Origin of the sequence: Pseudokineococcus marinus (assembly GCF_013004605.1) — a bacterium.
Taxonomy (GTDB): Bacteria; Actinomycetota; Actinomycetes; order Actinomycetales; family Quadrisphaeraceae; genus Pseudokineococcus; species Pseudokineococcus marinus.
Genome location: NZ_JABEMA010000238.1, coordinates 1 through 4,797, shown reverse-complemented (window position 1 = coordinate 4,797; position 4,797 = coordinate 1). Strand labels below are relative to the sequence as shown.

Genomic DNA, 4,797 nt, shown 5'->3' with positions numbered 1-4,797 from the left:
TCCGGGCCCTCGGGCTGCCAGGCGCTGCGCGGGCGGACGCGCGGTGCCCTGGGGCGCGCGGGCGGGCGAGGTCCTCGAGGCCACGGTCAGCGCCCGCCGGGGCCGTCGACGCCGCCGGTGCGGGCGAGGACCGCCGCGGCGAAGGCGTCACCGCGGGCGCCGTAGTCGGTGAACTGGTCCATGGACGCGCACGCCGGGGCCAGCAGGACGACGTCGCCCGGGCGGGCCAGGTCACCGGCGAGCGCGACCGCGCGGTCCATGACCGCGCGGCCCGTCGGCGCCGCCGTCGGGGCCGTCGTCGGAGGTGCCGCGAGCTGAGCCACCCCCGCATCCTGCGACGGCTCGACCTCCACCACGGGGACCTCGGGGGCGTGTCGTCGCAGGGCCGACCGCAGCGGCTCGCGGTCGAGCCCCACGAGCACGACGCCGCGCAGCCGGTGGGCGTGGCGGGCCACGAGCTCGTCGAAGGAGGCGCCCTTGGCCAGGCCCCCGGCGACCCACACCACCGGGTCGAAGGCCGTCAGCGAGGCCGACGCGGCGTGGGCGTTGGTGGCCTTGGAGTCGTCGACCCAGCGCACGCCGTCCGCCTCGGCGACGAGCGCGATGCGGTGGGCGTCGGGGCGGTACCCGCGCAGCGCGTCGCGCACTGCCGCAGCCGGCACGCCGTGGGAGCGCGCGAGCGCCGCGGCGGCCAGCGCGTCCTCGACGACGTGCGGGGCGGGCCCGGTGCCGCCCGAGGCGGCGAGGAGGTCCTCCAGCGTGCCGAGCTCGGCGGCCGAGCTGGACCGCTCGGCGACGAAGGCGCGGTCGGCGAGGACGTCCTCGACGACGCCGAGCATGCCCACGGAGGGGACGCCGAGCGTCACGCCCACCGCGCGCGCGCCGTCGACGACGTCGGCCTCGCGCACGAGCCGCTCCGTCACCGGGTCGGCGACGTTGTAGACGCACGCGCGCTCGACGCCCTCGTAGACCCGGCCCTTGGCGGCCGCGTACGCCTCCATGCCGCCGTGCCAGTCGAGGTGGTCGGGCGCGAGGTTGAGCACGGCCGCCGACTGCGCGGCGATCGAGGAGCTCCAGTGCAGCTGGTAGCTGGAGAGCTCGACCGCGAGGACGTCGTACGGCTGCGGGTCGACGACGGCGTGCAGCACGGGCGTCCCCACGTTGCCGACCGCCGCGGTGCGCAGGCCGGCGGCGGAGAGCATCGCGGCGAGCATCCGCGTCGTCGTCGTCTTGCCGTTCGTCCCCGTGACGGCGAGCCACGGCGCGCGGCCGGGACTCCCCGGCGGCGGCTGCAGGCGCCACGCGAGCTCGACGTCGCCCCACACGGGGACGCCGGCCGCCGTGGCGGCCGCGAGCAGCGGCGCGGTGGGCCGCCACCCGGGCGAGGTGACGACGAGGTCGGGCGCCGCGCCGTCGACGCGCGGCAGGTCGCCGCCGAGGGCGGCCGCGGCGTCGTCGCCGAGGAGCGCCCGGACGTCCATGACGTCGAGGACGCGGACCTTCTCGCGCTCCTCCGCCCCGTCGCGCGCGTCGACGACGAGCACCCGGGCACCGCGCTGGGCGAGCGCGTCGGCGGCGGCGAACCCCGACGCGCCGACGCCGGCGACGACGACGCGCAGGCCCGCCCACTCCGCGCCGGCGTCGACGAGCGGCGCGGTGCGGGCGGTGACGGGCTGCTCCCCCGGGCCGAGGGGGCTCACAGGCCCGTCCCGACGACCCACTCGGCGTAGAAGATGCCGAGGCCGAGGGCCGCGAAGAGCACGGCGACGATCCAGAAGCGGATGACGATGGTCACCTCGGCCCACCCGGCGAGCTCGAAGTGGTGCTGCAGGGGCGCCATGCGGAACACCCGTCTCCCGGTGAGCTTGTAGGAGCCGACCTGGATGACCACGGACAGCGTGATGATGACGAAGAGGCCGCCGAGCAGGACGAGCAGCAGCTCGGTGCGCGAGAGGATCGCGAGGCCGGCGAGCGCGCCGCCGAGGGCCAGCGACCCCGTGTCGCCCATGAAGATCTTGGCGGGCGAGGCGTTCCACCACAGGAAGCCGAAGCAGGCCCCCATGAGGGCGGCCGCGACGACGGCGAGGTCGCGCGGGTCGCGCACCTCGTAGCAGTTGGGCCCCGCCGTCGCGACGCTCTGGCAGCTCTGGTTGGACTGCCACACCCCGATGAGCAGGTAGGACCCGGCCACCGCCGTCGTCGCGCCCGTGGCGAGGCCGTCGAGGCCGTCGGTGAGGTTCACGCCGTTGCTGGCCCCGGCGACCATGAGCAGCGCCCAGACGACGAAGAGCACCGTCCCCAGCAGGGCCCCGGCGAAGGCCAGGTCGACGCCCGTGTCGCGGATGAAGCTGATGCTCGTCGACGCCGGCGTGCGGAACCGGTCGTTGGGGAACTGCAGCGCGAGGACGGCGAAGACCACCGCGACGCCGATCTGCCCCAGCAGCTTCGGCAGGCTCCGCAGCCCCAGGCTGCGCTGCTTGGAGATCTTGATGTAGTCGTCGAGGAAGCCGACGACGCCGAGGCCCGTCATGAGCAGGAGCACGAGCAGGCCCGAGGCGGTGGGCGCGTCGAGCGTCGCGAGGTGGGCGCCGAGGTAGGCGAGCACCGTCGCGGCGACGATGACGACGCCGCCCATCGTCGGCGTGCCGCGCTTGGTCTTGTGCGTCGTCGGGCCGTCGTCGCGGATGAACTGCCCGTAGCCCTTGCGCACGAGCCAGCGGATGAAGACGGGCGTGCCGAGCAGCGACAGGACGAGCGCGAGGGCGGCGGCGACGAGGACGGTCAGCACGCGGCGCCCCCCTCCCCGCGCGCGGCCGGGCCGGCCGTGGCGCCGCCTGCGGAGGAGGCGTCGGACGGCGGGTCGTCGGTGGGCGGCGCGTCGGCGACGAGCTGGTCGCCGAGGGCCCGCAGGCCCGCGGCGTTGGAGGACTTCACGAGGACGACGTCGCCCGGGCGCAGCTCCGCGCGCAGCAGCGCGAGGGCCTCGTCGACGTCCGCGACGTGCACGGCCTCGTCCCCCCACGAGCCCTCGTGCTGGGCGCCGGAGTGCACCGCGCGGGCGCCCGGCCCGACGGCCACGAGGTGCGAGACGTTGAGGCGCACGGCGAGCCGGCCGACGAGGTCGTGCTCGGCGGTGCTCGAGGCGCCCAGCTCGAGCATCTCCCCGAGCACGGCCCAGGTGCGGCGCTCGCGCCCGTCGGGGCCGCGGCGCATCGCGACGAGCGCCTTGAGCGCCGCGCGGACCGACTCCGGGTTGGCGTTGTAGGCGTCGTTGACGACGGTCACCCCGTCGGCGCGCTCGGTGACCTCCATGCGGGCCCGGCTCGCGGGGACGGCGCTGGAGAGCACCGCGGCCACCCGCTCGAGGGGCAGGCCGAGGTGCAGGGCCACCGCCGCGGCGGCGACGGCGTTCGCGACGTGGTGCTCGCCGACGAGGCGCAGCGCGACGCGCGCCTCCCGCGGCGCGTCGTCGCCGGGTCCTGCGCCCGTCCTCGCGCCCGTCCTCGCGCCCGTCCCCGGGTCGAGCCGCGAGAGGAGGCGGAAGACCGCGCGCCCGCCCGCGTCGAGGTCGACGTCCTGCGCCCACACGGCGGCGCCCTCTCCCGAGCCGGCGGCCCGGACGGCGAGCACGCGGCCGCGGGTGCGCGCCGCCATGCGCGCGACCCGCTCGTCGTCGGCGTTGAGCACGGCCGCGCCGCCCTCGCCGAGCGCCTCGGGCAGCTCGCCCTTGGCGCGCTCGATGGCGTCCACCGAGCCGAACTCGCCCACGTGCGCGGAGCCGACGTTGAGGACGACGGCGACGTCCGGCGGCGCCACCCGGCACAGCGCGGCGACGTGGCCGACGCCCCGCGCCCCCATCTCGAGGACGAGGTGGCGGGTGCCCGGGGGCGCGGCCAGGACCGTCAGCGGGAGGCCGACCTCGCCGTTGTAGGACATCGGCGTGGCGGTGGTCGGGCCGAGCTCGGCGAGCAGGACGGCCAGGAGGTCCTTCGTCGACGTCTTGCCCGCGCTGCCGGTGATCCCGACGACGACGGCGCCCTCGGCGCGCAGCGCGTCGACGTGGTGCCGGGCGAGCGCCTCGAAGGCGGCCTGCACGTCGGGCACGACGACCTGGGGGCCCGCGAGGTCGCCGTCGGACCCAGCACCGGGATCCGTCACGGGGCGGGCGACGAGGCTCGCGGCGGCGCCGGCGGCGACGGCCGCGACCACGAAGTCGTGGCCGTCCGCGCTCTCCCCCGCTCGGGCGACGAAGAGGCCGCCCGGCTCGACCGACCGCGAGTCCGTCGCCGCGGGCGCGCTGACGTCCGGCCACCCGTCGGCGGAGGCGCCCTCTGGACCGTGGGCGGGCAGCCGCAGCTCACCCCCGACGACCTCGGCCAGGCGCTGCGGGGACAGGGGGATCATGCGCTCTCGCTCTCGTCGGGGCCGAGCAGCGCGTCCAGCGCCGCACGGACCTCGTCGCGGTCGTCGAAGGGGTGGACCACGCCCGCGACCTCCTGGCCGCGCTCGTGGCCCTTGCCGGCCACGAGGACGGTGCCGTCCTCGCCGGCGGCGTCCAGGGCCGCGCGGATGGCCGCGGCGCGGTCGGCGACCTCCAGGACCTGCGGGGCCGGCCGTGCGTCCCCGGGGGCGCCCCCGGGGGCGCTGCCGTCGGGCTGCGGCGCGGTGGCCCCGGCCAGGACGGCGGCCCGCACGGCGGCCGGGTCCTCCGAGCGCGGGTTGTCGTCGGTGACGACGACGACGTCGGCGTGCCGGGCGGCCGCGGCGCCCATGGGGCCGCGCTTGCCGCGGTCGCGG

The 4,797-nt window shown here is 77.6% G+C and carries 4 protein-coding genes; all 4 read right to left on the bottom strand.

Going from position 1 to position 4,797, the window contains the following annotated elements:
- Positions 1-86: 86 nt before the first annotated feature.
- A complete protein-coding gene (murD, locus tag HLB09_RS13030; protein ID WP_171203781.1) occupies positions 87-1,700 on the bottom strand; it encodes a UDP-N-acetylmuramoyl-L-alanine--D-glutamate ligase in 1,614 nt (537 codons plus the stop codon).
- Positions 1,697-2,788 carry a phospho-N-acetylmuramoyl-pentapeptide-transferase gene (mraY, locus tag HLB09_RS13025; protein WP_171203780.1) on the bottom strand — a complete coding sequence of 364 codons (1,092 nt, stop codon included), beginning with the start codon at positions 2,786-2,788 and terminating at the stop codon, positions 1,697-1,699. Before mraY ends, murD begins: the two co-directional genes overlap by 4 nt.
- Positions 2,782-4,404 carry a UDP-N-acetylmuramoyl-tripeptide--D-alanyl-D-alanine ligase gene (locus HLB09_RS13020; protein WP_171203779.1) on the bottom strand — a complete coding sequence of 541 codons (1,623 nt, stop codon included), beginning with the start codon at positions 4,402-4,404 and terminating at the stop codon, positions 2,782-2,784. Before HLB09_RS13020 ends, mraY begins: the two co-directional genes overlap by 7 nt.
- A partial coding sequence (locus HLB09_RS13015) for a glutamate ligase domain-containing protein (RefSeq protein ID WP_409373009.1) occupies positions 4,401-4,797 on the bottom strand: 397 nt, incomplete at its 5' end. The genes HLB09_RS13015 and HLB09_RS13020, both read right to left, overlap by 4 nt.

Excerpts from the sequence above, each read along its gene's own strand:
- HLB09_RS13020 (WP_171203779.1), bottom strand. The coding sequence starts at position 4,404 with ATGATCCCCCTGTCCCCGCAGCGCCTGGCCGAGGTCGTCGGGGGTGAG.